Here is a 24,882-nt window from a genome sequence, read left to right as displayed (position 1 = left end):
CAAGGGCCACCACGTCGGCCGATTTAATACCGTTCGACACCGACACTCGGTAGATGCCGAACTCGAACGCGAAGGGCGACCGCCGGGAACGCGAACTCGTCAACGAACTCGACGGGGCGGGCTTTGCGGTGATGCGAGCGCCGGCCTCCGGCAGCGCGACCGAGCGGGAACTGCCGGACGTGCTCGCGGGCGACGGCGAGATGTTCTACGCCATCGAGGCGAAGTCCTCGAGCGGCGACCCGATTTATTTGACCGGCGAGGAAATCGAGGCGCTCGTGTACTTCTCGCGGAACTTCGGCGCGAAGCCACGGGTCGCCGCCCGCTTCGACCGCGAGGACTGGTACTTCTTTCACCCCGGTGACCTCTATACGACCGACGGCGGCAACTACCGAGTGAAGAAGGAAACCGCCATCGCGGAGGGCACCGACTTCGCGGAGTTCGTCGGCGACACCGAGAAGGTCACGCTCGATGAGGTCGCCGTCGACTCCGACGACGCCCCCGACCGCGACGTACTGAAAGCCCTGGCACGCGGGGACCTCTCGGTCGACGATGCCGCCGAGATGTTGTAGAAATACGATTTGTCCCGTTTTTACTGAATTGAGTGAACGCGAGTACAGTATCACCCGACACAGCCACCCGAACGAATATCTCGACAGAGTATTATCGGATTATCTTCGAAACATTCATGTTCTTGATTGATAATCGTAAACTGAAATGAGTAGTTCGGAGAACGTTCGGGCGTCTGGTTCAGAGAACGGTGTACAGTCGTCGTACGACTACCGGAACGGCGAGCCCGCGTTCATCATCGCGGACGTCACGACCGACGACGCGTGGCTGTCGGTTCCCGCCGGGCAGGAAACGGACCTCTCCGAGTGGCGGTAGGTCACTCGATGAGCATCTCTTCGTGGACCGCAAGCCGCGCGTACGGGAAGGCGTAACGCGGCCGCTCGTCGAGGGCCGAGTCGGCGTCGCCCGAAAACGGATAGACGACCTCCACGACCGGGTCTTCGGGCGGATACCCCTCGTTTTTCGGGTACTTCGCGACCGTACACCCAGCGGCGTCGATGTAGCGCTCGTCTGCGCGCTCGTCGGTCAGTCGGTAGACGACGACCGTATCGCCCGTCTCGCGGTCCGTCGCGATGTCGCCGCGTTCGAGCCAGCAATCGCCACAAACCGCCGGCCCCGACTCGGGGACGAACGACTCGTGGCCACAGAGTTCACAGTCGGCCCGCCGCTTACCCGGCGGCGGGACGCGTCGCTCTGTAACTTCCAGTGCCACCCGGCGGAGGTGTTTGCAGCGCTCGCCGCGGATTTCGTGATCCGGACAACTGCAGTCGCCACGGGGGAGGTCGACGACGTAGGTGGCGCCGGAACTGCTGTCGACGGCGTAGCGGCCGCTACCGAGCGGTCTGACCGCCATCGGCTCCGTCCACGCCCGCGCCGAGCGGTCGTCCAGCCGGCGCGTATCGGGCGCTAAGGGCCGCCGACGCGAGGAGTCCGATGACGCAGGTGTGCGTTCTGGATGCGTCATGTTCCAGTCGAAACGTAGGCGTCGAAGGCTAATGAGTCACTCGACGTTTCACGACCGTTCACGCCGTTTCCGCCCTAATTCTGCGCGATTACCCCCGATTTCGAGTGTCCCGGTGCACCGCTCGCTACCCTTGGCCGTCGACGACTCCGTTGGTGCTTCGCCTTCGGGGCGTCTCGCCTTCGAAGCGCTTTTGGCCTACACCGTCGGAATCCCGACCATGGACCGTGATGCCGTCGTCGAAGCCATCGTCGCGTTCGTCGGCGTTGCCACACTTGTCGCCATCATCCTCTACATCGGCAACACGTACAACGACGGCGGGCTTTCGGGCGATGGCGGCGTCGCCCTGGTCGGCGCTATCGCCTTCTTCATCGTCTTCATGTCCGTCATCGGCGTCGGCCTCTCCCGGCGCTACTGAGCGCGCCAGTCAGCGAGTTGTTCTCCGGGGGCCGACTCCAGCCGTTGCTCGTAGTACGACAGCGGGTGCTCGATGGACTCACACAACTCGTCTTTGTCGGCACAGTCGCCGTAGTCGTCCATGACCGCACACGACGGCGGCGCCGCGACCGACCCCTCGCCGCCTTCCTCGCGGAGTCGGTCGACCTGCTGGCGAATCGACTCGGCGGCCTCCCCCGAGACCGCGCACAACTCGACGACCTCATCGCGGTCCAGTCCCGCACTCACGAGGAAAGCGACGAGCGAGAACCGCGAGCGGTCCGAAAGCGCCTCCCCCTCCCGAGCGCGAGTCAACAGCGCACGCATACACGGCGGGAACAGTCCGGGGACCACCGCGTCGAACGCCGTCGGCGGGTCGAGGTCCGCGACGCTGCGGCGAATCGCCGACAACTCCGAATCGAGCGGGTCCCCGATGGCCTCGGGCACCGACAGCGGAAGCCCCTCCTCGACGCGCCGGCCGACGGCCTCCCGAAGCAAGGTGTACAACTCCGGCCGCGAGACGGGGACGCGCCCCGAGTCGAGCGGTCGGCCGACGAGACGCCACCGCTCGCCCGACAGCGCCGCCGCGAGTTCGAGATACGCCGTGACGGCGACGCTGAACTCCCCGTCACCGGTGGGTTCGATACGTCCCGACAGCCCGAAGTCCGCGAGCAGGCGGTCGAGCGTGAGCCGCTCGCCACCGGCGCTCTTCAACTCCAAATCGGCCTCGAAATCCTCGACAAACCGCTCGCGGGCCGTCGCGGCCTCGGCGGCGGCGTACTTCTCGACGGCACCCGGCACGTCCAGAAGCGAAACGAGCACGCGGGCGACCGGATAGGAGAGTAGTTCCGCCCGGTCGCTCCAGGCTCGCGGCTCTTCGGCTTCGGTGGTCCCCTCCAACAGCGCGCGCTGGACGCGCTCGCGGCCGCGGTCGACGGCTGGCCCTCCCTCGACGACGAGGGCTGCGAGGTCGACCTCCGCGGCCTCGACGGCCTCGCGGGAGGCGTCGAGGAACGGATACCGAGCGTGGAGCCGCTGCATGCTCTCGGGTATCGTTGCGGGGCCGATAAACGCACCGACCCCGACTGCAGGATTATTCGTTTTGGGAGTCGGGCGTGGGAACGAGGATAGCACTACCTCGAAAGCCCTCGGCGCGGTGGCGGCCGCTGCTCGGGATACCCTCACTTCGTTCGGGTAGTGCCCGAGCAGCGACACTCCTTCGGCGCCACCGCGCCTCGCCCTTTCAGTCCGCCGAGGATGTCGCTGTTCGACCCGCTGTAGCCCTGCCCTTCCCCGGATTGCGCGGTCGGCAAAGGCCGACATGCGCTCCCGGCCGAGCATCTTTCATCCGGCGCGCGAGAAACGCGCGAGGGGCGAACGAGACGCGAAGCGTCGAGTGAGTCGGTTGGGGAGGAGCGTGGTTGCGGTGCTGTGCTGTCCTTGGCGGAATCGAAGGTGAGCACAGAGCGGTCCGCGGGAGTCGAGCCAGCCGAGGGCTTCGGAGGCAGTACTGAATACGTGATACGAGAAGTGCGTGGTCGGTCCGTCCAAGCAATCGTCTCCAGAGAGTCGACACGCCTATACTCGCCCACCCCGACCCGAGGAACAACCCGTGCGTCTCAGGTATCGCTGTCCCGGCTGTCGGACGACGAGCAACCTCCACGACCCCGAGTGTGAGTTCGAGGGGACCGACCGCCGACACATCGAGAAGGCCTACACGGACCTTTTGGCGCCGCTGTCGGCCCGGACCTACGACGACGAGGACGCACTCCGCGAGGCGCTTCCGGAGCGGTGGAGCGGCCTCCACGCCGCCGTTTTGAGTCGGCTCCGAGGCGACCAACGGGTCGTCGATGAAGAGGACGAACTCCGACTGCTGACGCCCGAGGAGTACAAAGAGCGGGTCTCTCAACCCACGTTCGAGCCGCTGAAGACCATCTACGAGAAGGGCAGCGTTCCCGGTGCCCACGACAACAGCGTCTTCGCCATGATAGCGTTCTACGAGATGGTGGGCCTCTCGTGGGAGGAGACCCGCGAGAACACCATCGGCTGGCTGGAAACCTCGGGAACGTGGAACCGCGGCGGCTTCGAGGAAGCCTCACCCGCTGAGTTGGTCGACTCGAAGAAACACGTCTACGAACAGGGCTACGGCTGGAAGGAGAAGGCCCAAGCGGCGAAGGCGGTCATCGACCGCCACCTCTAGTCGGGCGACCACCGATACCGCGTCGTCGTCGTGCCGTCGAAGCGCGGACCGGGGCCGTGTTCCTCGAAGGCGGCGCGTTCGACGGCTTTGTGGGCTGCCTCGTCGCCGTCGGGAACGAGCAACTCGACGGACATACCCTCCCGTTCGGCGAACCGGGTCGGCTCTTCGAGCAGTCGCTCACAGAGGTCGGCGTCGCCTTCCAGTTGCGTGACGTGGACTGTCGTCCCCTGTGCGTCGTAGCTGACGAACCCAACCACGCCGTCGTCGGCGTCGGCGACCCGAACCGTTCGGTCGTGGACGAGGTTCCGCATCACGTCCGTCGGCGCGCCGGTCAGCGTCGCCAGCCGTTCGGCGTCGGCCTCGACGGCGTCCCGGATGTCCATACACCCGATAAGACACTCGCGGGAAATAAACTTCCCCCGCGCCGGAGCGGGGAGTGACCGCACCGGTGACGCAATAATCGCCGTAAGCCGCCCCTGTGTCAAGCCCACGGAACATGAACAGGATTATCTCCCGTGACTGGCTACCGGCGGGTATGAGCCATCACACCGTACAGCAGGTGATTGTATGCGCGTAGTCGCCAAGTTCGGCGGAACGAGTCTCGGCAACGGCGACCGGGTCAACCGTGCCGCCGACTCCATCGCTGCCGCCGTCGAAAAAGGCCACGAGGTCGCCATCGTCGCGAGTGCGATGGGGTCGACCACCGACTTCCTGCTCGACGCCATCGAGTTCGAGGCCGACGAGGCAGACGAGGCAGAAATCGTCTCGATGGGCGAACGCACCTCCGTCCGGATGCTGAAGGCCGCCCTCGGCGCCCGCGGCATCGACGCGGAGTTCCTCGAACCCGGCACCGACAGTTGGCCGGTCATCACCGACGAACACGGCGAAGTCGACGTCGAGGAAACCCAACGCCGGGCCAAACAGTTGGCCGCCGACATGACTTCGAAGGGGTACGTCCCCGTCATTACGGGCTTTCTCGCACAGGACCACGCCGGCAACGTGACGACGCTGGGCCGCGGCGGTTCCGACACCACCGCCGTCATGATGGGCAACTACATGAACGCCGACGAGGTGGTCATCATCACCGACGTCGAAGGCGTCATGACCGGCGACCCCCGCGTCGTCGAGGGCGCACGCAACGTCGGCGAAATCACCGTCGACGAACTCCGCAATCTCTCCTTCCGCGGTGCCGAAGTCGTCGCCCCCTCCGCGCTGTCGTACAAGACTAACGACATGACGGTCCGGGTCGCCCACTACCAACACGGCGACTTACTGGAGGGCGGGACGACCATCGAGGGGCAGTTCCAGAATCTCATCGACCTCCGGGAGACGCCGCTTGCGTGTCTCACCGTCGCCGGCCGGGCCATCCGCAACACTCCCGGCATCCTCTCGGAGCTGTCGGTGGCGCTGTCGGAGTCGGATATCAACGTCGACGCCGTCGCCAGCGGGATGGACTCGGTGACGTTCTACATCGACGAGGAAATCGCCGAGCGCGCCGAGAACGTCCTCCATCAGGCGGTTATCGATGCCGAACCGCTCTCCAGCGTCACCGTCGACGACAACGTCGCCGTCATCCGCGTCACCGGCGGCGAATTGCCCAACCAATCGGGCATCCTCAGAGGCATTATCGACCCGCTGTCGGAGGAACACATAACCATCCACGACCTCATCACCAGCGCCACCTCCGTCGCCGTCTTCGTCGACTGGGACGACCGCGAGGAAGCACTCGAAATCATCCAAGAAGCAGTCTAACGCACGAACGACGTTATCGCCCTTTTCGCAGTCTGGTTCCGGTTCCCTCGGGCAGTCCTGCCTCCGCGACGGCCTCGACGACGCGTTCGATATCGTACTCGACGCGCCGCTGGTCGACGGTCAGCGAATCGAGGTCGACGACGGCGTAGGCGGCACGAGGGTCGCCGTCCCGCGGTTGGCCGACGCTTCCGGGGTTCATCACGACGCCTTCGTCGTAGGATTCGTGGGCCTGGACGTGAGTGTGACCCATCACGAGTACGTCCTCCTCGTCGAGCAACGCAGGGGAGAACAACGCCGGATAGGTGTAGCGGTTCGGGTCCTCCGGGTGGCCGTGGACGAGTTTCAGGCGCCCCTCGAAGCAACGGCGCTCGGCCGGCAGGTCCCGGAGCCACTCCAGTTGGCTCTCGTCCAGTTCCACGCGGGCGTAGTGAGCGCCGGCATCCGCCATGCCGTTGCCCCCGAAACCGGTTCCCGTGGCGACGGCGCGGTCGTGGTTTCCCATAATCGTCGGCACGCTCCGCTCGCGAAGCGCGTCGATACAGTCGGCGGGCCAGGGGTTGTAGCCGACCACGTCGCCGGCACAGACGACGGCGTCGACCGGAGGCATATCATCGAGTACGGCCCGTAGTGCAACCCGGTTGGCGTGGATGTCGGAGAGTACCCCCACTCGCATCAGTTCGGTGTGGGACCGCGGGCCCGTAAGACCTGTCGGTCAGCGTTGCCCGACAGGCCAGTTCGACACGGAATATCGTTACATTCTTTGTGTCTTTTGTCTAATATATACGGTAGTTTTTAACTTTGGGCAGTATAGATAGACATACAGACACCAGATTCAGAATCAGATGAACGAAGCACAACAAGACGGCCACGAAACTGACGAGGAGTCCTTCGACATCAAGGAATCGGACGGATTGCGACACCTCCTGGGCCACATTCAGGACGCCGTCGTAGCGTTCGAACTCATCGAGGAGGAACCGATTATCCGGAGCGTCAACGCGTCGTTCCTCGAGTTGTTCGGCTACGACCGCGACACCGTCCTCGACGCCCCGCTCAACGAACACATCGTCCCCGAGTGGCGCGCCGAGGAGGCCGCGACGCTCGACGAGCGGACCGCCTCGGGGGAAATCAACTACCAGCGCGTCCAGCGACAGACGGACGATGGACTCCGGGAGTTCCTCTACCGTGGCATCCCCTACAGCGACGGGACGACCCGAATCGACGGCTTCGCCGTCTACACCGACCTCACCGACATCAACCGGAAAGAGCGGCAGCTACAGGTGTTGAGCCGCGTCCTCCGACACAACTTACGAACCGAGGCGAACATCATCGACGGAAACGCCGAACGGCTGTTGGAAATCCTCGACGCCGACGAGGAGGAAGCCGTTCGGACGGCGACGATAATCAACGACCGCGCCGAGCGGTTGCTCGGACTGGCCAGCGACGCCGCACGAATCAACGACGTGTTGCAGTCCCCGCAGTCGGAGACGGCAACGCTGGACTGTGTGCCGGTCGTTCGTGCCGCAGTCGAGGGGGTCCGAACGTCCGCCCCGAGCGCAGCGATTACCGTCGACGTACCCGACTCGAGACCCGTCTCGGCGACCGGACGGCTTCAACTCGCCGTCGAGAACGTCGTCGAGAACGCCATCGAGCACAACCCCAGCGACGACCCCCGCGTCCACGTCAGCATCGACAGCGTCGACGGCGGCCGCTGGGTCGACATCCTCGTCGAGGACGACGCACCGCTCATCCCGCCGATGGAGCGAAACGTCGTCACCGGCAGCGCCGACATCACGCCGAAACACCACGGCAGCGGCCTCGGGCTGTGGCTCGTCAAGTGGATTGTCGACCGCTCCGGCGGCGAACTCGCCTTCGAGGAGAGCGACCTCGGCGGCAACCGCGTCCGGATTCGCCTCCAGCAGACCTGAGACGGGCGAGCGCTACTCGCCGTTGTAGTAGCCCGTCTCAAAGCCGTCGTCGGTTCGTGCGACTGCGGCGGCACACACCGGATGTTCGAAGTCGAACTCGTAGAGTTCCTCCGCCATCGCGCCGGCGTCGGTCGGTTCGAAGTCGACGGCCTCCGGGCGGTCCTTCTCGTAGGTGGCGACCAGCGTCGGTTCCTCGACAGCCTCGACGAGGACGGCGTCCCGTCGGACGATACCAACGTAACTCTCCTCGCCGACGACGCCGGCGATTCGCGGGGTGTCGTAGTCGTCCTTCTCGTAGTCCAAGGCGAGCAGCGACTCCACGAGGGCGTCGCGAGCGGGGTAGCCCAACTGGAGTTTCTCGACGATTGGGTCGACCTGGGTCCCGTTGCCGATGACGGCGGCCTCGCCGTCCTCGGTGGTTCGCAGGCAGTTATACGAGATGTAGGGGTTGTCCGTCTCCGGGGCGTCTGGCGTCGGAGCGACGGTGAGCGCGCCCTCGCGTTCGATGACGCGGCGGTTCGGGAACGACCGCGAGGAGACGCGGTAGGCGGCCCGGTCCGGTGCGACGACGATGAAGCGACCGACGTACATACCCGTCTCTGCCCCCGGCGGCAGTATGTCGGTGTCGGTTCGGCGTCGTGACGGACGCTCGACGAGCGACCAACTGTCGGCCGAACACGACAATCATAAATAGACCCACGGCTTGCATTCCAATGCGCACAGTCCATTGGGGTAGTGGCCAATCCTGAAGCCTTCTGGGGGCTTCGACCCTGGTTCGAATCCAGGATGGACTATTACTTCGGGCGTTTCGAAGCCGATAGTTCCGCCCACGATGAGGGATTCTGCGTCCCTCTACTGCAGGCGAAGGACAGTCTGTACGGCGACGTTCACGTCCGTCCCCGGAGGGAGTCAGCCAACTCGATGAGTCGCCACTCGAGGCCACCGACGATACCGACTCCTTCGAGTCGAATCTCGTTTTCGTCGACGGCGCGATAGAAGGCGTCGGCGGCGTCGCCGGCAGTTCCGATTCGTTGGACGGTTCGGCCATCGGTCACCGCTTGCAGGGTGGCGTCGCCACGCGGTCCGGCCCGGACCTCAGTGAACCGGCCGTCGCTGTCGATGCGGAAGGAGACGACTGCGTCCGGGCCGTTTGATGACTCGACATGGAGGTTCACTCGTTCGCCCTGGATTCGGTTACGGAGGATACCCGAGTCGCCGTCGACGTGGGCGTTATACGCATCGGTCATCCGAGCGATATCGCCGAAGACCGCGGTGTCAGTGCGGTATCGCTCCTCGAGCGTTCGCTCGGCGAGGGCGTCGGCGCGGTCTCGGACCTGCCGAATCGTCACCGGTTCGATACCGTACTCCTCTCGCCGTTCGGCTGAGAGGTTCTCCGAGGCGGTCGCCAACGCGGCGGTCAACTCTCCGAGAGCGTCTCCGTGGGCACCGAGGCGTGCCGTTCGTGCCTCGTGTTCGCCGGCAGTCATTGAACCGTTTTTGAGGGATTCATCGAGGGCGTCTTCGCGTGTTTCGAGCCTATCGAGGTGGTCTCGACTGCGGTTCAGGTAGGTCGCAATGACCTCGGCTCGCGCAGTCTCCGTATCGGCTGTCCGGAGCGCCCGCCGGAATCGAGCGCGTTCGACCGCCCCCGAAACCGCTGTATCCTCAACCGCGATGGTGCCAGCCAGCCGCTCGCCGGCTGCCGTTTCGTTGTCGGCCGGCCGGCTCTGTTGGTCGACACCGCTCGTTGCCGTGCCAAAGCCTCCAACGATGGACACCGACACCACAAACAGGATCACTGCGACCACCACAGCACGCCGAATCATATCTGACCGTCCGTCAGCGAACCGTATCATACCGTATCACGCTCCGGCCGAATCCCGCCGAATTTACGCTGATTGTCGAGCGTTTCGTGGGTCATACGTCCATCTCCCCCGGAAGCGCCAGTACGTTCTCCCGTCCGAGTCGGTACCGTTCGATTTTTTCGGCCTCGTACAGTTCCGTGACGACCTGACTGGTCTTGGTCTCGGACCACTCCAGTTCCTCGACAGCGTCCTGTTGTTTCATCCGCCCTCCGCGTTCCTCAATCAGCCGAAGGAGTTGCTCCTCGTCGCTCAACAGGTCCTCAGAGGGCGTCCCCGAACCCGACGACGGTGCCGTTTCCACTGGCTCCGTGGCAGCCGTCGTCTCCGGGTCGCTGTCTGTCTCCTCCTCGCGTCGATACCAACCCACGCCCAAAACGACCGTCAGAACTACAATAGCCGCCACCACCACCGGGATTCCCGGACCGGGGATTCCCGTCGAACCGCCGGTCGGTTCGATGGCTACGCGGGGACCGTCGGTGCTGAACTCCTTTGGACCGTTCCAGACGACCGTGCCGTCTCTGGTCTCGTCGGAGGCGGGCGTAGCGTCCACCAGTCGGTATTCCTCGGGCCACGTGAGGAGCATCGTCGTGTCCTCGGTGAGGAAGAACCCCGGTAGTGCGCCGCCGACGGTGAGTCCGTCGTCCGTCGTCGTCGCGAAGTTCGTCCACACGAACTCGTAGGTGACGACGCCGTACTCCTCTGAGGTACCCGGCGGTTGTCGCCGGTCCGTCCGGACGGTCACCTCCTGAAGTTCCATCTCTCGGCCCGTCTCGTTGGCCGCAGCAGCAAGGACCGATTCGGTGCGGAGTTTGAACCGACCCGCGCGTTCGAGGCGGTTGGCCGCGATATCCGCACGAATCGCCTCGAAGGCGTCGGTCACACTCTCGTTGTCGAGTCGAACGCGGTAGTTTACACTCCAGTGGGCCGAGCCGTCGGGTCGAACCTCGACCTCGGTGACGACTCGGTCGGGGTCGAGGTCCGTCCCGTTTTGCAGTGACGACCACGCGTCCGCGCCCGACGCGGCGCTCGCAGGAGCGGCGGCGCCCCCGACAGCGAGAACCACGACCGCGACCACCAACACGGTGGCCCCCGACATACCGTGCATCGATTCGACCGATTTACGGCCTGTACCGTAAACCTTCGGCCGAAACCGCGAGACCATCTCTTCCGGATAGAATACTAGTATATTAATTTTTCTACCGTTCAACAGACCGGTATCGGAGCGTTACGGGGAACCACAGTACTGCGGCTCGATAAATTCGGCTGGATTCGGTTGGAGTGGCTCAAATCCACCCACAGAATCGCCCCTTTATACGATAGTATGGCAGGTATGAGCGATTGCGATGCGACGAACGGTATCCAGAGACTAGCGATGTCCCGCCGACCCCTCGGCGGTTGCGGGAGGGGTCCGGGGGACGCCCACGACGGAGGACAAACAATGAGCATACCAGAAAACGTGGACGACTCGACGCACAGCGCCAACGAACCGATGTTCGGTCGCTACGGCAGCCTCGTCGATGACGACGGGCTGCTCGTGTACGACCGGGAGAACGACGACCGCTGGATTCAGTCCGACGCGGCGGTCCGACTGGAGGAAATGGACTGAGGTGACCACGATGAGCCACATCAACAACCGACGACTCGCGGTACTGCTCGCAGCACTGCTCGTCAGCGGCCTACTTGTCGCTCCCGTCGCGGTGGGAGCGACCGAAGACGACCGACACGGGACGACCGAAGACGACCGACACGGGACGACCGAAGACGACCGACACACCACTCCGAACACGGCCGCGAACGCGACTGACGACTCCGAGGCCGAACGAACGAAAGCGAATCGGAGGACCGTGAACGTCAACGGCGGCGACGGGAGCAACGACACGGTGGCGATGGCGGGACCGTCCATCGATGTAACGGTGTATCCCAACGGAACCATCGTCATTACCATCGTTTTGTGGGACGATGACGACGGCGCGGCCGACGGCGGCGATGGCGAGCCCAACGACCGCGCGCTGAACCTGCGTTTCGACGGCAACGGCGAACTGATGGGGGAGAGTGCCGCCCGACCGGAGTTCGACGACCTCACTATGACCCGTGGCGCGAAGCAGGGCGAGAAGATGCTGCACGGTGACGGAGACGACGCCAATGCGGCCGCAACGAAACGGGCGAAAAAGAAGGATAAACACACGCAACGCGCCACCACCGAGGGGAAGAAACACGACAAGAGCGCAGCGAGGCTGCGGCCATGAGCGACGAACCGACGTTGTCGCGACGGCGAATCCTACAGGCCGTCGGTGTCGGTGGCGCGGCGGCACTGGCCGGCTGTAACGGCGGTGACCCGACCGCTACGCCAACCGACAGGCCGACGGTGACGCCGACGGAGACCCCCAGCGACGACCGGCCCTGTCCGGACGCCGAGTACGTCCTCAACACGGGCTACGACCAGTCCTCGGATTCGACCATCGGTCCGTGTAGTGCCGACGACGACTGGGAGATTACCCACGAGGATGTCATCCACGGCCCCACTTCACGCCCAGCAGATGTCATCAACCCCGACCCAGCGTGGGCCGGGCCATTTCCGGACAGTCAGTGGGTTTCAGTCGCCTGCGGCGGCGGTGGTGGTCTCAGCCATGACACCGAGACCTTCGAGTACACTTACTGCTTCTGTCTGAGCGAGGGGTTCAGCGAGCCGGAGCTGGAGTTGCGGCTGCGGGCCGACGACGCCGTCGAGGACATCCAACTGAACGGCAACTCCCTGCCGTTCAGCGGTACTGGGAGCTTCTCGGGACCGCCTATCGAGGAACGATACGGCCAGCGATACCGGCGGTTCTTTCAGTCCGGTGAAAACTTCCTGACAGTCGTCGTTCGGGACACCGCCGCCGTCGTAACGGGGCTGAACCTCATCGGGACAGTGACAGCGAGCAACGGCGAGTGCTGTCGTGGGTCGTGTGACCTCACCGTCGAGAAGACACACGAAGGGCCCTTCGAGTTCGACGAGACGGGTACATACCGTCTCGAAGTGTGCAACGCGGGTGACGGCGACTGCGAGCAGGCCATCGAGCTCGAAGACGAGTTGCCTGCCGGTGTCGACTTCCAGGCCGCGTCCGGGCCGGGGTGGAACGTCGGTGTTACTGGAGGACGCGTCGAGGCGACCCACCCCAACCCGAACGGACTCGCTCCCGGGGAGTGTCTGCCATCGCTCCGAATCGACGTTTCGGTAGCCCCGTTCGGTGATTTCCCGGCCGAAAACGGCGTCTCGAACTGCGCCGAGTTGCTAACTGGCGGGGCGGAACCGCACAACGACCGCGACTGCACGCGTCCCTGCGTCGAAGGCGAACGCACCTTCGAGGCCGGCGTCGACGACGACTTCGATACGGGGAACGCCGAACCCGCCGCGCCGAGTCAAGGCATTCAGGCGCGGTGGCCCGGGCCGTTCGACGGGTTCGACGAATCGGGTATCAACACCCACTTCGGCCACACGTTCGACGAACTTCGACCCTCCCGTGAGGTCGGCGATATCTGTGACGCTGAACTCGAACTCTGTCTCCGGCCGGAGGGAAGCAGTCTCGACACCAACGACCGAATCAATCTCGGCGTCTGGGACGACGACGGCTCGGAGTTGGGCCGCTGGAGCCGCTATCTTGGCAACCACGACGGCTCGCCGGGCGTCTTCGATACCCAGTGGGACGCCGACGACACCGGCGAGCGTTGCCTCACGCTTGACCTCTCTGAACTGCCGGAGGCCGACGGCTCGACGACGGACCTGCTACCGGTGTTGAACAACCACGGCCGGCTGGACATCCACGTCCAAGACGACACAGCCGTCGACTTCGCGACCCTCAGGGTTCGGTACTGCTGTGCCGGCGACGGTGGCGACCCGGCCGGTGAGTGCGACCTCTCCGTGAGGAAAACAGCCGAGGGCGAGTTCCATCTCGGGGAGACGGGTCAGTATCGAATCGAGGTGTGCAACGACGGAGGGGGGCGCTGTGAGGGGCCAATCGAGGTGACCGACGACCTCCCAGAGGGGATGAACTTGGCTGGAGACGCCGGGGTCGGGTGGGACTGTCAGCAGCAGGGCGGGTCGGTCGTCTGCCGACACGACAACGCGGGCGGACTCCCACCAAGCGACTGTCTGTCCGCTCTGACCCTCGACGTCGAACTCCCCGACCCAGAGAAGTGGCCCGATGGTGACGTCGCCGAGAACTGCGTCCGTCTGGAGCACGATGGGGAGGCCATAGACGACGACTGCGTCCGACACCCGGTCGTCGGCCACGAAGGGGAGTGTGAACTCGCCGTCGAAAAGCGGGTTGCAAGTCGCTTCGAGTACGGGGAAACGGGAACGTACGCCTTCGAGGTGTGCAACGTCGGCGAGGGCGGCTGCGATGAGGAGTTCGTCGAGTTGACCGACGAACTTCCCGATGGGATGACGTTCGCTGCCGCCGAGGGAGACGGCTGGACGGTCGACCCCGCTTCCGGTGGCAGTCGGTTCCGTGCCCGTTACGACGCGGTCGGACTCGAAGCAGGCGACTGTCTCCCCGTGCTCCGTGTTTCGGTTGAAGTCACCGGCGCTGACTCCTGGCCCGGCGAGGACGACACCGCTCAGAACTGCGTCGAACTATCGACGCCACAGCGTCCAGCCGACGAGGACTGCGTCGAACACCGGGTTGGCTGAGGGACTTACTCTTTTTCACTCCGCGGCCACGAGCCGGTGGACCGCACCACCCTCCGACCCCAGCCCGAGAACGTACACCTCGCCGTCGCCGTCCCGGCCGAACGAGAGGACTCGCTGGAGTCGCTCATCCGCGTCACTGGCGAGTGAAACCGCTCGCGTCGGCCACGTGCGTCCCTCGTCGGGACGGGTGGCGACGAACAGCCGACCGTTGGCCTGCAGGTCGCCGAAGACGTAAGCGCCGCCGAGTCCCTCGACGGCCGACCCGCGGTAGACGTACCCGCCGATGACGGAGATACCGCCGACTGCGGCATCCGAGTGTGGATACTCCACGATGGGGTCGACGAGCGCCTCGCTACCGCGAACATCTGGTGGCGTCTCGGTCGGGCACTCGTCGGCTTCATAGCAGTGGGCGCCCTCGCGGACGTTCCAGCCGTAGTTGCCGCCCGCCGTGACGAGGTTGATTTCCTCGTAGCGACTCTGCCCCACGTCGCCGACGAACAACTCCGCACCGTCGAAGGACATCCGATAGGGGTTGCGCAATCCCCACGCGAACTGTTCGTCGAGTCCCTCGCGGCCGACGAGCGGGTTGTCGTCGGGAACCTCGTAGTCCCCGCGTCCGCCGGCGTCGACGTCGAGTCGGAGGATGCTACCGAGCAGGTTCTCCGTCACGTCCTGTCCGTTGCCGCCGGCGACGCCGTCGTACCAATCGTCGACGTGGCCCCGCCCCTGGTCGCCGCCGGCACCGCCGTCGCCGACGGCGACGTAGAGGTAGCCGTCGGGTCCGAATGCGAGGTCGCCGGCGTTGTGGTTGCCCTGCGGTTGGGGGATTTCGAGGACGGTCCGTTCGGAGTCGGCACGGACGCGGCGGCCGTCCTCGCGCACCTCGAACTCGGCGAGGACGAAGGTGTGGCTGTAGTTCGACGGCGTTCCCTCCCGCCGCGGGGAACTGTAGCGGACGAACAACCGGCGGGTCTCGGCGAAGTCGGGGTGGAGTTCGATGCCGAGCAATCCCTTTTCGCCGCCGAAGTCGACGGTTTCCCGGAGGTCGAGGAGCGGTTCCGCTCGGAGTCCCCCACTCTCGTGGACGTGGACGAGCCCCTGCTGTTCGGCGACGTAGCGGCGGTCGGCATCGGGCGAAAACCGGATATCGAGCGGGGCATCGAGTCCCGAAACGAGCGTTTCGAGGGCGACCGACTCGGGGAGGGCGGCGTCGGACGTTCCAGCGTCCGACCCTGGCGCGTCCGTGCGACCGTCGGGGGGCGTTCCGTTGCCGTCGAAGACATTACAGCCGGCGACGCTCACGCCGAGGGCGGTCGCTGCAGCGCCGAGGAAGCGTCGTCGTGTCGGGCCGTGAGTCATACCCACAGTGTCGGCCACCGAGGTATGAATCGTTCGGCGCTGGGTCAGCCGCTCGTGGTCGTGGTCGTCTCCAGCCGGTAGTCCGGGGGCGGCAACTCGGGTGTCTCGATGCCTTGCTCCGCGAATGCTTCGAGGCTCCGTTCGGTCACGTCGGAGGCGAAGGGGAACTCGTCTCTGAGGTCGTCGACGTAGGCTTTGCCGCGGATCCGTCGATAGTAGGTCTCGTCGTCGACCAACACGGTGACTGGGTGGTCGTCGTCGACGTGGACGTACGCCGAGGTGACGATGGCCTCCTCGACGACGGCTTTCGTCCGGTCGATGTCGGCGCTGGGTGCGACGCTCAGTTCGGTGACGACCATCATGTGTGGACTGCCGGCGTTGGCGTTGCCGACGTTGGCGGTGAACAGCCGGTCGTTCGGGACGACGACGGCGGTGTCGTCGGGCGTCCGCAGCGTGGTCGACCGCAGGCCGATGCGAATCACCTCGCCATAGTCGTCGCCGATAGACACCTTGTCGCCGACCTGAAACGGTTTCTCGAAGACGATGAACAGGCCGCCGAACAGCCCCGCGACGATGTCACGGAGACCGAACCCGAGTGCGGCGCCGAACAGCCCCGACGCCGCGACCAGTTGCGTCGAGTTCAGTTCCAACAGGGGAACGGTGACGACGTAGACGGCGACAGCGTAGACGAAGAGTCTCACCACTGGGATGAACATCTTGATGGTGATACGTCGGCTCGGACTGCGTTCGGCGGTCGCCGACAGCAGGAACGTCAGCACGCGCGCGAAGACGTAGGCGGCGACGAACACCAACAGCGCATCGGAGATGGCAGAAAGTTCGATGGCGTTGGCGAGTTCCTCCGGCGCGGCGGCCACACCATCCGATTGGAGCGAAATCACAGTACACCCCTCCGTTCGGTCATGGCGACGGCGGACGGAACGCCCGCCGGTTGGAGCCGAACCGTCCCGTCTTCGCTCGTGACGATGCCCGCCCGGGCGAACTGCCCGAGAAGTCGCGGGGTCCGCGGGCCGATTCGGTCGGTCAGCGTCCCCCGGTCGACCCGCTCCGTCGAGAGGACGATGCGGAGACAGAACGCTGCCTCCCGGTCGAGGTCCGCGTCGAGGTCCGGTGCCTCGATGCCCGTCGGGCGGACTTCGTCGTCGACACAGCGCTCCCAGATGGCGAGCGCCGCGCCGGGGTTTCCATCGGAGACGGCCGCGAGTCGCTCGAACGTCGCCGTCTTGGGGTCGAGGTCCTCGGTCCGGCGGGCCACGATGGCTTTGCGGTCGAGGGCCGGAACGGGAACCGACACCGTGCGATTGGCCACAGTCACCTCACGCCGCCGAACGGTGAGCGGACTCTCATCGGTTTCGTCCCGCAGGAACGTCGGCCGCTCGGTCGTGTTCGCCTCGACGACTTCCGTGATGTCCTCGCCGGAGAGCGTTCCGACCTCGATGTGAGTCGGGAAGACGGTCTCGATGCCACGAACCGCGTCGAGATACGACCACGCGAAGCGGTTCCACCCGGTGACGGCCGTCGTCTCGGTTTCGGCGAGCGCATCGAGGAACCGCGACAGCGGTCGGAAGCCACCGACTGTGCGGGTGAAGAGGTGGTGACACCCCTCGACGACGACCGGTCCGCCGGCGAGGGCGTCGACGGCGTCGTCCGCGTTGGTGTCGGCGTCGAATCGGACGTGGCGGGCGTCAAGGCGGTCGGCGGCACGCGCTAGCACCGTCTCTCGCCCGCCGAAGGGGCTGCCGATGACCGCGAGTGGGCCAGTCGTTGGGCCATCGACGGCCCGGCCGAAGGTCTCCTCGTCGTCACCGAGCAGCACCGAAAGGCCGACACTCCCAGCGTCGAGTTGGGTCGTCGTCATCCAGTTCTCTGATACTCGTTCACAGCCATCGCAGTTATACCTCGGGGCATCGCGGGAGCCGTACCTTTCAAACCGTTTGCCCTCACAGAGCCACCCATGTCCGCCTCAGAACTCGCGGCGCAGGTCAGGGAGGCACTCGAAGTCGACGGCGAGGAGTTCGCGTCGCGAGTCGACGAGGAAGTCGAGGCGCTCCGTGCGGAAATCGACGACGGCACCTTCGACAACCCACAGGCCATCGTGGGACTCGAATACGAGTTCTACGCGGTCAACGCCGAGACGGACGCGCTGATGCGCGTGCCCCGGCGTCTACTCGAGTACATCGGCTTCGAGAAGGAACTCGGGTTACACAACGCCGAGTTGTCGACGGCGCCACAGCCGCTGTCGAAGTACGGGCTTCGCGCACAGGAAGCGGAGGTCCAAGCGAAACTCGACGCCGCCGAAAACGAAGTGACCCGCGAGGGGATGGCCCTCGTCAGCGACGGCCTCTGGACGGTGCCGCCGGTCGGCGAGACGGCCACGCAGTACCTCACCGACAGCATCGAGGAAGACGGCATCCGGATGGCGACGAACATGTCGGCGTCGGTTCGGTACCATGCGATGGCCAACACCGACTACGCCGCCGAGTTACAACTCGATGCGCCACACGTCAGTCTCGACGCCGACACGGTGATGCCGGAGAGCCTCATCACCTCGATTCAGCCCCACTATCAGGTGGCCCACGCCCACGACCTCCCGGAGAACTTCCGGTATGCGCTGCGGGTCACCGGGCCGCTGCTCGCGATGGCCGTCAACTCGCCGTTCTTCCCGCCGGACCTCTACGACGCCGACCCAGAAGCCATCCTCTCGGAGGGCTGGATGGAAAACCGGGTGCCGGTGTTCGAGTCCGTCCTCAACCCCGACGGCGACCCGAAGGTGACGTTTCCCGAGGACATCGACAGCATCGGCGAGGCCCTCCAGCGTATCGCCGACGACGAGACGGTCGTCCCGACGCTTCTGGACCGCGGTGACCGCTTCGACGACCGCTTCGAGCACTTCCGACACAAACACGGCAGTTTCTGGCGGTGGGTTCGACCGGTGTTCGACGGCCCGACGAAACAGAGCGCCAACGCCCGTATCGAATTCCGGCCGCTGCCGTGTCAGCCCACGGTTCGGGACACCATCGCGCTGCAGGCGGTGTTCGCCGGACTACTAGAGAGCCTCCCGCGCCGCGAACACCCGATTTACAACCAACCGTGGGCCGACGCCCGCGAGAACTTCTATGCCGCCGTCCGTGACGGGCTTGACGCCGAGTTGCGCTGGATAACCGCCGACGGCACCGAGACGACGGACACCGAAGAGTTGTACGCCGAACTGTTCGAACTCGCTCGCGACGGTCTCGAACTGCGCGGGTTGGACGCAGAAGAGGCAAACCGCTACATCCAACCGCTCAGAGAGCGCGTCGACCGCCGCGTGACGCCCGCCAGTTGGAAACACGAACGCGTCGCCGAAGCCGTCGGTCGCGGCGAACCGTTCGCTCAAGCCGTCTGGGGGATGCAGGCCGAATACATCGACAAACAGACCGAGACGCTCATCGAGGGCACGTTCCTCGATTGGCTCTAAAAAGGGCGGCCGCGTTCAGATTGCCGCTGCGTCGCCGCCGGAACCGCCACCGTACTGATAATCACCGAAGCCGAGCAGCGGCCAAAAGATGAACGACAGGATGGCGAGGCCGAGACCGAAGCCGACGCCTTGGCCGAACTGCTTGGCCACGTCGATGCTGATTTTGAACACCGCGATGATGTTCAGGATGGGGATGAAAAACAGGATGAGCCACCACCACGGATTGTCGCTCACCTTGACCATCACGTAGACGTTGTAGATGGGAATAATCGCCGCCCACCCCGGTTCGCCTGCTTTCTCGAACGCCTTCCAGAAGCCGGCGATTACCGCCACGATGATGGCGAGATACACGATGAGCCCCACAATACCAGCGATTCCACCGCCACCGCCGCCGTTTTGCAACGGAACGAGCAGCTGTGCTATGTTCGGGAACATACGTCGCCACACATGTCTCGGCCATTACTTAACAGTTTTTCATAGATATAAACATACAATCACGTATTCATACGGACACGGCTTGCTGCCACAGTGTCACTCCTCAAAGCCGGAATCGATCCGATTCGTTACTATTTGAAGACCGAACGGAACCCAGACAGACCTAAAACGGACGATGTTCGCGGAGGGACCAACTGCTCAAACCTGCACTTCGACTTCGTATCCCGCCGCTTCGAGAGCGTCCAGCAGTTCGAGGACGTGTTCCTCGCCGCGCGTTTCGAGGTCGAGTTCGACCTCGGCAGCGTTCATCGCGATATCCTTCGAGGCCCGGTCGTGTTCGATGGCGTGGATGTTCGTCCGGTGGTCGACGAGCAACTCGACGAGTTCCTGGAGCGCACCGGGGCGGTCCTTGAGGACCGTCTTGATGCGCAGGAACCGGCCGCGTTCGACCAGTCCGCGGGTGATGACCGTCGTGAGGACGTTGAGGTCGATGTTGCCCCCACAGAGCGCCGGGACGATGGTCTCGCCGTCGTCGTAGTCGAAGCGCTCCTCGACGACGGCCGCGAGCGGAACGGCGCCGGCACCCTCGACGAGGGTCTTCGACCGCTCCAGCAGCGAGGTGAGCGTGTTGGCGATTTCGGCGTCGGTGACGGTGACCACCTCGTCGACGCGCTCTTTGATGACCTCGAAAGTCAACTCCCCGACCGTTCGGGTCGCGATGCCGTCGGCGATGGTGTCGACGGACTCCCGTTCGATTCGGTGGCCCTTCTGGAGCGATTCGGCGACGCTGGAGGCACCCTCGGCTTGGACACCGATGACGCGGGCGTCGGTTTTCGCCTTCACAGCGGTGGCGATACCGGAGATGAGACCGCCGCCACCGATGGGGACGACCACGGTGTCCACCTCGGGGCACTGCTCTACGATTTCGAGGCCGATGGTGCCCTGTCCGGCCATCACCGCGGGGTCGTCGAAAGCGTGGACGTAGGTACGGCCCTCCTGTCGTTCGATTTCGTGAGCGCGCTCGGCGGCGGTGTCGTAGTCGATGCCGTGGAGGACGACCTCGGCGCCGTAGGATTCGGTGGCGTTGATTTTCGAAATCGGCGCGTACTCCGGCATGACGATGACGGAATCGACGCCAGCCCGCGTCGCAGCCAGTGCGACCCCCTGTGCGTGGTTGCCCGCGCTGGCGGTGACGACGCCGGCCTCCCGTTCGGCGTCGCTCAGTTGGGCGATTTTGTTCGTCGCGCCGCGAATCTTGAACGCGCCGGTGCGTTGGAAGTTCTCCAGTTTGAGATGGATGTCGGCGCCGGTGCGCTTCGAGAACGTGTTCGACTGTTCCAGCGGCGTCTGCCGGGCCGTCTCGGCGACGCGGCCCCGGGCCGCCTCCACGTCCGCGAGTTCGAGCATACCGTCGACTACTGGTGGCTGTGTGGTATGCCTTCCGACGCCGGGGCTGGCCGCCGGGCGGCCCAGCGCCGCCGCTGGGCGACGTGAGACCAAAGGGGAAGGAGCGTGTGCACTTGACGCTGGGAGTCGGAGTATAATAAAACCCGGCCATGCGGACTGAAAGTGAAACCGCAATACGGGAGCGTGGTGAAACTGGTGTCAGACGGTCGTTCGACGGTCGACAGACGGCACCGGGTGGCCGTCGAAGGGACGTGTCGGTCCGTCAGTTGATGGGGATGTCGTGGCCCTCTCCGGCACCGACTTTGGATAGCGTCACCGTCAGGACGCCGTTGTTGTACGACGCCTCGGTGTCGGCTTCTTCGACCGGCGCCGGAAGTCGAATCGACCGATTGACCGACTGCTCGCGGCGCTCCCGGCGGATGTAGCGATGGTCGTCCTCGTCTTCGGTTTCGGTGGACTCGCTGTGGGCCGCCGACAGCGTCAGCGTCTCACCCGACAGTTCCACGTCGATGTCGTCGCCGTCGAACCCCGGGAGGTCGGCGGTGACGACGAACGCATCGCCCGTATCCTCGATGTCGACGGCGACAGAGCCCTCGAAGAGGTCGTCGTCGAGCGTCTCGAACTGGTGGCTCATCCGGTCGAACATCCGCTCGATTTCGTCGAATGGGTTTCGGGCCATGGCAGTCCTAGAGTATCGACGCGAGCGAGAAAAAGCGTATCGGCCCTACAGGTCCGAACCCTCGAATCGGAGGTAACCGACCGCAAGCGGCAGGATAATCCACAGCGCCATCGTGACGAAGCCGAACCACGGTTCGAGGTAGAAGGCCTCGGCGCTCTGGGCCTCTTGGTTCTCCGCGAGGCGCCGGACCGTCCACAGCGTCCCCTGCTGGTAGGCCGTCGTGGGGCTGAGAATCTGCAGCACCTGTGAGAGTTCGATGAGGGTGTCCCCCTGTTCGAGCCCCTCGAAGGAGAAGCCGTTGAGGACGTAGACGGCGCCTTGAACGAGGATGCTCCAGAGGAATTGGAAGACGACGAACAGTCCGAATGCGCCGTAAGCCGCCCGGGAGGTAGAGGAAGTGAACGCCGAGACGCCGACGGCGATTGCGACGAAGACGAACGCGAACAGCAGCGAGACGCCGACGAAGGCGAGGTACTCCGCCGCCGAGAAGGCGTCGGCGAAGACGGCCGTGAACACCAACCCGATTCCGAACCCGATGAGCAGGGCAATCGAGACGACCCCGGCGCGGCCGAGGAACTTTCCGAGGACGACGTCTTGACGGCTGTTCGGCAGCGACAACAGCAGTTTCAGGCTTCCGCTCTGTCGCTCGCCGGATAGCGACCGATAGGCGGCGGCGATGGCGACGATGGGAATGAACACCGCCGTCGCGCTCACCAGTCCGACGATGAGAAGCACCGTCGTCACCTCGCCGGTGAACTGCGCCTGCTGTGGCGGTTGGATGTTCGTGACGACGTAGGAGGCGCCGGCGGCGAACAGCGCGAACAGCGCCGTCAACACGATGAGCAACCGAGACCGGAGCGCGTCCCGGAAGTCCTTCTCGGCGACGGCACGGACGCTCATTTTTCACCCTCCGTGTAGGCGGCGAAGAGGTCCTCCAGCGGCGCTTCCTCCGTCGAGAAGTCCGACACCGTCGCTCCCATGTCCTCCAGTTCGGAGATGGCGGTCATCTTCGCGTCGTCTGCACAGCCGATACGGAGCGTCGTCCCGTCGACGGTGACGCTGTCGATGCCTTCCATGCTCTTCAGCCGATGGTCAACGTCGTCGGGGACCGAATCGACCTGTACGACGAGCGTCGACCCGCCGCCGACGTTCTCGCGGAGGCCTTCGATGGTGTCGACGGCGACGAGTTCGCCCTCGCGGATGATGCCGACGCGGTCACACACCGCCTCGACCTGCCCGAGGATGTGGCTGGAGAAAAAGACCGTCGTGCCGTCGGCGGCCTCTTCCTCGACGAGTTCGCGGAGTTCGCGGGCGCCGTTCGGGTCCAGACCCGACGACGGTTCGTCGAGGATGAGGAGGTCGGGGTCGCCAACCAGCGCCATCGCGAGGGCGAGACGCTGGCGCATCCCCGTCGAGAAGCCGCCGGCCTTCCGGTCGACGGCGTCTTCGAGGCCGACACGTTCGAGAAGCGGGTAGGGGTCGTCGGCGGCGTCCTTCGAGTCGATGGCGAACTGGAGGTGTTCGCGGGCGGTCAGTCGGTCGTAGAGGTCGAAGCCTTCGGGGAGGACGCCGGTTCGTTCCCGGACGGCGACGCTCTCCTCGCGGGCGTCGTGGCCGAGCACGCGGGCGGACCCTTCGTCCGGCCGGACGAAATCGAGAACGATGTTGATGGTCGTCGACTTCCCGGCGCCGTTCGGGCCGAGGAAGCCGAACACCTCTCCCTCTTCGACTTCGAGGTCGACGCCGCGCAACGCCTGCACGTCGCCGAACCCCTTCCGTACGTCGTCCAATTCGATGGCGGCCATGTCGAATCGGGGTTCAAACCCACGGATTATAGGCCTTGAGGCTTCCCTGCGCCGTGTTATTTACCCACACGATTAAATCGGGTCGTCGGGGTCGTGACCCTCACGGACCCGCTCGACCTCGGTGGTGTAGCGCTCGATGGTCTCGCTGTCCTCGACCGTTTCGAGGTTCGAGGGGTCGGCGTCGGTCGCCGCGGTCACCGTCGTCCGCTGGACCATCGTCGGTGCCAGTTCCTTTCGGAGTTTGCGCGTTCCGTCGGGCGTCGCATAGATGAGGACCACGAGGTCGCGGTCGGTGTAGGTGCGTTCGACCAGCCAGACGCGTTCGCTCTCTGTCATCGGCGGAGATGCGTGGCGCGGGGGCTTGTACGTGGTGTTCCGGTTCGGGCGTTCGCTCGACGGTGACAGGGGCGTGGCGCTGGGCTTTTCTACGCTCATCACGACGATTCGAACATGACCACGGTCGAGGCGAAACGGGCGGCCGCAGTCGAGGACCTCCGGGAACGCGACGGCGTTCTCGTGGCTTTCTCCGGCGGCGTCGACTCCGCCGTCGTCGCCGCGCTGGCCGAGGAGGCTCTCGGCGACGACGCCGTCGCCTGCACCGCCAAAAGCGAGACGCTGCCCGACGCCGAGTTGACCGACGCCACCCGCGTCGCCGAGGAAATCGGCGTCCGCCACGAAATCGTCTCGTTTTCCGAACTCGACAGCGAGGCGTTCGTCGAAAACGACGACGAGCGCTGCTATCACTGCCGGTCGATGCGACTCGGCCGGATGTTCGACACCGCCCGGGAGTTGGGTATCGACATCGTCTGTGACGGAACGAACGCCTCCGACCCCGGCGAGGGCCACCGCCCCGGCCTGCGTGCCGTCGAGGAGTTGAACGCCTACTCCCCACTTTTGGAACACGACATCACCAAGGAGGAAGTCCGGGAAATCGCCCGCCACTATGACCTCTCGGTGGCAGACAAGCCGTCGATGGCGTGTCTCTCCTCGCGCATCCCGACCGGCCTAGAAGTCACCGAGGAGAAACTCGGCCGCGTCGAGAAAGCCGAGACACTGCTGCGGACGTGGGGCTTCGAGCAGTTCCGGGTGCGCGACCACGACGGACTCGCCCGCATCGAGGTCGGCGAGTCGGAACTGGAGCGGGCGCTCGACTCCGACTTCGCCGCCGCCGCACGCGAACACCTCACCGACGCCGGCTTCGACCACGTCACGCTCGATTTGGCGGGCTATCGAACGGGGAGCGTCTCGCCGGCCGGCGAGACGGACACACCCGAGGAAAGCGACGTATTGGACACCGAGTACCCGACGTAGTCCGAGCGTTCGACCGGACGGGCCCGTCGCCTCAGTC

Annotated in this window: 27 protein-coding genes and 1 tRNA gene; 12 read left to right on the top strand and 16 right to left on the bottom strand. The window is 65.0% G+C overall.

Translation table 11 applies throughout. From position 1 onward, the window contains the following. The first annotated feature begins 53 nt into the window (after positions 1-53). Both hjc and NMP98_RS13075 read left to right on the top strand, forming a co-directional pair. Positions 54-569 carry a Holliday junction resolvase Hjc gene (hjc, locus tag NMP98_RS13080; RefSeq protein WP_254858231.1) on the top strand — a complete coding sequence of 172 codons (516 nt, stop codon included), beginning with the start codon at positions 54-56 and terminating at the stop codon, positions 567-569. Between the two features lie 145 nt (positions 570-714). Next, positions 715-882: a DUF7556 family protein gene (locus NMP98_RS13075; RefSeq protein WP_178915548.1), complete on the top strand. Its 168-nt coding sequence runs from the start codon at positions 715-717 to the stop codon at positions 880-882. A 1-nt stretch (position 883) separates the two neighbouring features. On the opposite strand, the gene NMP98_RS13070 is transcribed toward NMP98_RS13075, so the two are convergent. Beyond that, a complete protein-coding gene (locus NMP98_RS13070) occupies positions 884-1,531 on the bottom strand; it encodes an SWIM zinc finger family protein (protein ID WP_411911610.1) in 648 nt (215 codons plus the stop codon). Positions 1,532-1,643: 112 nt separating this feature from the next. Here NMP98_RS13070 and NMP98_RS13065 point away from each other — a divergent pair, with 112 nt between their 5' ends. Continuing rightward, positions 1,644-1,946, top strand: a complete 303-nt coding sequence (locus tag NMP98_RS13065) for a DUF7472 family protein (protein ID WP_254858227.1) — start codon at positions 1,644-1,646, stop codon at positions 1,944-1,946. On the opposite strand, the gene priL is transcribed toward NMP98_RS13065, so the two are convergent. Beyond that, a complete protein-coding gene (priL, locus tag NMP98_RS13060; RefSeq protein WP_254858224.1) occupies positions 1,940-3,004 on the bottom strand; it encodes a DNA primase regulatory subunit PriL in 1,065 nt (354 codons plus the stop codon). The genes NMP98_RS13065 and priL overlap by 7 nt on opposite strands. Before the next feature lie 571 nt (positions 3,005-3,575). Between priL and NMP98_RS13055 the strand changes: the two genes are divergently transcribed. Continuing rightward, positions 3,576-4,163 carry a DUF7474 family protein gene (locus NMP98_RS13055; RefSeq protein WP_254858223.1) on the top strand — a complete coding sequence of 196 codons (588 nt, stop codon included), beginning with the start codon at positions 3,576-3,578 and terminating at the stop codon, positions 4,161-4,163. On the opposite strand, the gene NMP98_RS13050 is transcribed toward NMP98_RS13055, so the two are convergent. Further along, positions 4,160-4,546 carry a GNAT family N-acetyltransferase gene (locus NMP98_RS13050; RefSeq protein WP_254858221.1) on the bottom strand — a complete coding sequence of 129 codons (387 nt, stop codon included), beginning with the start codon at positions 4,544-4,546 and terminating at the stop codon, positions 4,160-4,162. The genes NMP98_RS13055 and NMP98_RS13050 overlap by 4 nt on opposite strands. 184 nt (positions 4,547-4,730) lie before the next feature. Here NMP98_RS13050 and NMP98_RS13045 point away from each other — a divergent pair, with 184 nt between their 5' ends. Then, positions 4,731-5,915 carry an aspartate kinase gene (locus tag NMP98_RS13045; RefSeq protein WP_254858219.1) on the top strand — a complete coding sequence of 395 codons (1,185 nt, stop codon included), beginning with the start codon at positions 4,731-4,733 and terminating at the stop codon, positions 5,913-5,915. A 13-nt stretch (positions 5,916-5,928) separates the two neighbouring features. On the opposite strand, the gene NMP98_RS13040 is transcribed toward NMP98_RS13045, so the two are convergent. Further along, positions 5,929-6,588, bottom strand: coding sequence for a metallophosphoesterase family protein (locus NMP98_RS13040; RefSeq protein WP_254858217.1), 660 nt, complete (start codon positions 6,586-6,588; stop codon positions 5,929-5,931). 169 nt (positions 6,589-6,757) lie between these two features. On the opposite strand from NMP98_RS13040, the gene NMP98_RS13035 reads away from it, so the two are divergent. Then, positions 6,758-7,840, top strand: coding sequence for an ATP-binding protein (locus tag NMP98_RS13035; protein WP_254858215.1), 1,083 nt, complete (start codon positions 6,758-6,760; stop codon positions 7,838-7,840). 12 nt (positions 7,841-7,852) lie between these two features. On the opposite strand, the gene NMP98_RS13030 is transcribed toward NMP98_RS13035, so the two are convergent. After that, the gene (locus NMP98_RS13030) at positions 7,853-8,431 is read right to left on the bottom strand and encodes an IMP cyclohydrolase (protein ID WP_254858213.1); all 579 of its coding nucleotides are present in this window, start codon (positions 8,429-8,431) and stop codon (positions 7,853-7,855) included. A 130-nt stretch (positions 8,432-8,561) separates the two neighbouring features. On the opposite strand from NMP98_RS13030, the gene NMP98_RS13025 reads away from it, so the two are divergent. Next, positions 8,562-8,634, top strand: a tRNA-Gln gene (locus NMP98_RS13025). Positions 8,635-8,727: 93 nt separating this feature from the next. On the opposite strand, the gene NMP98_RS13020 is transcribed toward NMP98_RS13025, so the two are convergent. Continuing rightward, positions 8,728-9,666: a hypothetical protein gene (locus NMP98_RS13020; protein WP_254858211.1), complete on the bottom strand. Its 939-nt coding sequence runs from the start codon at positions 9,664-9,666 to the stop codon at positions 8,728-8,730. A 91-nt stretch (positions 9,667-9,757) separates the two neighbouring features. Next, positions 9,758-10,801, bottom strand: a complete 1,044-nt coding sequence (locus tag NMP98_RS13015; protein WP_254858209.1) for a helix-turn-helix transcriptional regulator — start codon at positions 10,799-10,801, stop codon at positions 9,758-9,760. A 342-nt stretch (positions 10,802-11,143) separates the two neighbouring features. Between NMP98_RS13015 and NMP98_RS13010 the strand changes: the two genes are divergently transcribed. The 3 genes from NMP98_RS13010 to NMP98_RS13000 are packed head-to-tail and all read left to right on the top strand — an operon-like array spanning position 11,144 to position 14,374. Continuing rightward, a complete protein-coding gene (locus tag NMP98_RS13010) occupies positions 11,144-11,311 on the top strand; it encodes a DUF7331 family protein (protein ID WP_254858207.1) in 168 nt (55 codons plus the stop codon). A gap of 10 nt (positions 11,312-11,321) precedes the next feature. Beyond that, entirely contained in the window at positions 11,322-11,951 is a 630-nt protein-coding gene (locus NMP98_RS13005; protein ID WP_254858206.1) for a hypothetical protein, read from the top strand. Beyond that, the gene (locus NMP98_RS13000; protein WP_254858204.1) at positions 11,948-14,374 is read left to right on the top strand and encodes a hypothetical protein; all 2,427 of its coding nucleotides are present in this window, start codon (positions 11,948-11,950) and stop codon (positions 14,372-14,374) included. Before NMP98_RS13005 ends, NMP98_RS13000 begins: the two co-directional genes overlap by 4 nt. 15 nt (positions 14,375-14,389) lie before the next feature. Here the strand turns inward: NMP98_RS13000 and NMP98_RS12995 are convergent, their stop codons facing one another. Genes NMP98_RS12995 through NMP98_RS12985 form a run of 3 tightly spaced genes read right to left on the bottom strand, consistent with a single transcriptional unit; the run spans position 14,390 to position 17,609 of the window. After that, positions 14,390-15,733 carry a PQQ-dependent sugar dehydrogenase gene (locus tag NMP98_RS12995; RefSeq protein ID WP_254858202.1) on the bottom strand — a complete coding sequence of 448 codons (1,344 nt, stop codon included), beginning with the start codon at positions 15,731-15,733 and terminating at the stop codon, positions 14,390-14,392. A gap of 44 nt (positions 15,734-15,777) precedes the next feature. Then, complete coding sequence (locus NMP98_RS12990; RefSeq protein WP_254858200.1) at positions 15,778-16,632, bottom strand: mechanosensitive ion channel family protein; 855 nt, start codon at positions 16,630-16,632, stop codon at positions 15,778-15,780. Next, positions 16,629-17,609 (bottom strand): hypothetical protein, encoded by a 981-nt coding sequence (locus tag NMP98_RS12985; protein ID WP_254858199.1) that lies wholly within the window; start codon positions 17,607-17,609, stop codon positions 16,629-16,631. Before NMP98_RS12985 ends, NMP98_RS12990 begins: the two co-directional genes overlap by 4 nt. 96 nt (positions 17,610-17,705) lie before the next feature. Here NMP98_RS12985 and NMP98_RS12980 point away from each other — a divergent pair, with 96 nt between their 5' ends. Next, a complete protein-coding gene (locus tag NMP98_RS12980) occupies positions 17,706-19,208 on the top strand; it encodes a glutamate-cysteine ligase family protein (protein WP_254858198.1) in 1,503 nt (500 codons plus the stop codon). A gap of 15 nt (positions 19,209-19,223) precedes the next feature. Here the strand turns inward: NMP98_RS12980 and NMP98_RS12975 are convergent, their stop codons facing one another. From NMP98_RS12975 to NMP98_RS12950, 6 genes are all read right to left on the bottom strand, one after another. Continuing rightward, positions 19,224-19,643 (bottom strand): DUF5684 domain-containing protein, encoded by a 420-nt coding sequence (locus NMP98_RS12975; RefSeq protein ID WP_254858197.1) that lies wholly within the window; start codon positions 19,641-19,643, stop codon positions 19,224-19,226. A 198-nt stretch (positions 19,644-19,841) separates the two neighbouring features. Continuing rightward, entirely contained in the window at positions 19,842-21,050 is a 1,209-nt protein-coding gene (ilvA, locus tag NMP98_RS12970; RefSeq protein ID WP_254858196.1) for a threonine ammonia-lyase, read from the bottom strand. Positions 21,051-21,312: 262 nt separating this feature from the next. Next, positions 21,313-21,729, bottom strand: a complete 417-nt coding sequence (locus NMP98_RS12965) for an Hsp20/alpha crystallin family protein (RefSeq protein WP_254858195.1) — start codon at positions 21,727-21,729, stop codon at positions 21,313-21,315. A gap of 45 nt (positions 21,730-21,774) precedes the next feature. Further along, complete coding sequence (locus NMP98_RS12960; protein ID WP_254858193.1) at positions 21,775-22,629, bottom strand: ABC transporter permease; 855 nt, start codon at positions 22,627-22,629, stop codon at positions 21,775-21,777. Then, positions 22,626-23,534, bottom strand: coding sequence for an ABC transporter ATP-binding protein (locus NMP98_RS12955; protein WP_254858191.1), 909 nt, complete (start codon positions 23,532-23,534; stop codon positions 22,626-22,628). The genes NMP98_RS12960 and NMP98_RS12955 overlap by 4 nt, the downstream gene beginning before the upstream one ends. Before the next feature lie 72 nt (positions 23,535-23,606). Further along, positions 23,607-23,870: a DUF7967 family protein gene (locus NMP98_RS12950; RefSeq protein ID WP_254858189.1), complete on the bottom strand. Its 264-nt coding sequence runs from the start codon at positions 23,868-23,870 to the stop codon at positions 23,607-23,609. Positions 23,871-23,984: 114 nt separating this feature from the next. Between NMP98_RS12950 and larE the strand changes: the two genes are divergently transcribed. Continuing rightward, positions 23,985-24,845, top strand: coding sequence for an ATP-dependent sacrificial sulfur transferase LarE (larE, locus tag NMP98_RS12945; protein WP_254858187.1), 861 nt, complete (start codon positions 23,985-23,987; stop codon positions 24,843-24,845). Positions 24,846-24,882 lie beyond the last annotated feature (37 nt).

It is taken from the genome of Natronomonas gomsonensis (assembly GCF_024300825.1).
GTDB lineage: Archaea > Halobacteriota > Halobacteria > Halobacteriales > Haloarculaceae > Natronomonas > Natronomonas gomsonensis.
This window is presented reverse-complemented; position numbering and strand designations above follow the sequence as displayed.